We start from the raw sequence: 2585 nt of genomic DNA, 5'->3' as shown, positions 1-2585 counted from the left end.
AGCCGTCAACGCGCCGGCGCCGACCAGCGCGCCGGCGCGCACCCGACGCCGTCCTCGTGATGCCGCTCGGACGCCGCGGTGGCGCGACGAGGAAGCGGGCAGCGGTCGTGGCAGGGATGCTCTCATGGGTTCTCCAAGGGCCAGGTCGACCGGGACGTGATGGTCTCGACCGGCAGTGTGATGAGCGTCTTGATGCTAGAACGCGGCGCCGGATCGCGCAGGTCGACCCGCAAACTGTGCACGAGGCGCGCTCGAACCTGACCGGTCGACCGAGCCAGGAGCGCGCCGGGAGGAGGGGCGACGCGCCCCGCCGCTGGCGGTCACGGCAGCCGCTCGCGGTCACGGCATACCCCGTGTGCTTTGCTTCGCGGTGTGAACGGGACGACACCAGCAGATCTGGAGCCACTGCCGCGGGACGCGGTGCTGCTGCACATCGGCCCGCACAAGACGGGCACGACCGCGATCCAGGCGGCCCTGGCTGCGTCGCGAGACCGGCTGGCCGAGCGCGACATCGCCTATCCGGGGCGGGGCAACCAGCACTCCCGGGAAGCGATGGCGGCGCTGGGCCTCGGCTTCGGGTTCAGGGGCCGTGGGGGAGGAACCTTCCCGGAGCAGGAGTGGGAGCGGCTCGCGTCGCGGGTGCGGCGGACGCGTGGTCGGGTCGTGCTCAGTAGCGAGTTCTTCGACGTCGCCAGCGCCGCGCAGGCGGAGCAGGTCTGCTCGGCGCTCGGCGGCGACAGGGTGCACGTCGTCGTCACGCTGCGGCCGCTCGCGCGGATCCTCCCCTCGTCGTGGCAGCAGACACTCAAGAGCGGGCGCAGACGCCACTACGAGCAGTGGCTGAAGCAGGTCCTCACCGACTCGCCAGAGGCACGAGCGGAGCAGGCGTTCTGGACCCGGCACGACCACGGCTCGCTGATCGACCGGTGGGCCGGCGTCGTGGGCCCGGAGCGCCTGACGGCCGCGGTGCTGGACGAGCGGGACCACACCTGGCTCTACCACGTGTTCGAGCGGATGCTCGGCCTCGAGGAGGACTTCCTCACCCGCCCGCCGGGAGACCGTGCCAACCGGTCGATGTCCGCGCTGGAGTGCGAGCTGCTGCGCCGGGTCAACGGGCACGTGGCCCGACACGAGGTGCCGTGGGCGGACTACCAGCAGGTGATCCGCGACGGTGCCTTCCGCCGCATCCTCACCGAGCGCGAGCCCGGGCCCGGCGAAGGGCCGATCAGCACGCCGGGATGGGCCCTCGACCGCTCTGCCCGGTTCGGTGCCGAGGCCGTCGAGCAGATCGCCGCCAGCGGTGTCCGGGTCGTCGGTGACCTGGGGCACCTGGCGCAGCGGGCGGCACCGACGCCCAAGGCGAAGCTGCCCGGTCCGGTGCAGCTTCGCCTCATGGTGCACCTGGTTGTGGGAGCGCTGTCCGGCTCGATGCGGCGCGGGCCCGACTTCGGCGAGGTGCGCACCGGCTGGCCACCACCGACGCCCACCCTGGACGGCGTGCCCACACGGCACCTTGCACGCGTGCTGCGGGGGAGGCTGACCGAGGCCACCCGGCGTCGGCTGCGGCCGGAGCGCGGCTGAGGCACACGGCACACCGGCAGGTCCATGCGTAGGGTCATCCCTGCGCGGCGGCTCGTCACTCGGGTGGAGGCGATCGGACTCGAACCGACAACCCCCTGCTTGCAAAGCAGGTGCGCTACCAATTGCGCCACGCCCCCGAGGGGTTGTTCAGTTGTGCTTGCTCAGTCGCGCGGCGGCACGCGGTCGGTCGCCGCGGCCCAGAGGTCCTGCTCGGCCTGCTGGTCCTTCATCTTCTTCTGCACGAACGCGGCGCCGGCAGCGGTTGCCAGCAGCAGCACGAGCTTCTTGACCATGACGGACTCCCTGAGTCAGGACGAGCAGAGATGGTGGGCCTAGGAGGACTTGAACCTCCGGCCTCTTCCTTATCAGGGAAGCGCTCTAACCGTCTGAGCTATAGGCCCGTGCACCGTCTGCGACTGCGCAGCCGACGCGACCGGATCGTCGCGCCCACCGCGCTGGACGAGGTTACCCCACCGGCGCGGAGTCGATCAAAACGGCCGTCCCGGACGCAACCGGAGGTGCCGGCCGATCGAGTATGCCGCGTGCGCCGGATGGCTGGTCGGCCGGCGGTCAGTCGTCCGAGAGAGTCATCTGCAGACCGCCCACGAGGGAGGCGCAGATGTTGTAGAGGAAGGCGCCGAGCGTCGCGATGGCGGTCAACAGGATGATGTCGATAACCCCGATCACGACCGAGAGCGACACCACGCGGCCGAAGCCGATGTAGTCCATCAGGTCGAAGGTGCTCGGGTTGGTCTCGCCCTGGGTCAGGTCGTGGACGATGCCGTTGACGTCGGCGAACACGCCCATGCCGGACAGCAGGGTCCAGATCACGGCCATCAGGATCACCCCGGCGATGCCGAGGGCGACCGAGATGAGGAACGAGATCTTCATGACCGACCAGGGGTCCACCCGCGAGACGGTCAGCTTGACCCGGCGCGGAGCGGAACGCCCGACCCGGGGGCGGGCTCCGGCGGGCCGCGCGCCGGACGGTGCCCGGCCGGGTG

At 71.0% G+C, this 2585-nt stretch carries 3 protein-coding genes and 2 tRNA genes; 1 reads left to right on the top strand and 4 read right to left on the bottom strand.

The features are described 5' to 3' along the window. Positions 1–372 precede the first annotated feature (372 nt). The gene (locus tag FRW57_RS20240) at positions 373–1581 is read left to right on the top strand and encodes a hypothetical protein (RefSeq protein WP_152186905.1); all 1209 of its coding nucleotides are present in this window, start codon (positions 373–375) and stop codon (positions 1579–1581) included. Positions 1582–1645: 64 nt separating this feature from the next. Here FRW57_RS20240 and FRW57_RS20235 read toward each other — a convergent pair. From FRW57_RS20235 to FRW57_RS20225, 4 genes are all read right to left on the bottom strand, one after another. Further along, positions 1646–1718, bottom strand: a tRNA-Ala gene (locus FRW57_RS20235). A 24-nt stretch (positions 1719–1742) separates the two neighbouring features. Next, the gene (locus FRW57_RS24595; RefSeq protein WP_238384423.1) at positions 1743–1874 is read right to left on the bottom strand and encodes a DLW-39 family protein; all 132 of its coding nucleotides are present in this window, start codon (positions 1872–1874) and stop codon (positions 1743–1745) included. Between the two features lie 31 nt (positions 1875–1905). After that, positions 1906–1982, bottom strand: a tRNA-Ile gene (locus FRW57_RS20230). A 169-nt stretch (positions 1983–2151) separates the two neighbouring features. After that, positions 2152–2585: DUF3566 domain-containing protein (locus tag FRW57_RS20225; RefSeq protein ID WP_238999511.1), on the bottom strand; the 434-nt coding region annotated here is incomplete at its 5' end.

The organism is Segeticoccus rhizosphaerae, from assembly GCF_009192725.1.
GTDB classification, from domain to species: domain Bacteria; phylum Actinomycetota; class Actinomycetes; order Actinomycetales; family Dermatophilaceae; genus Segeticoccus; species Segeticoccus rhizosphaerae.
Note: the sequence above shows the minus strand (reverse complement) of the source record. Positions and strands in the feature narration are given on the sequence as shown.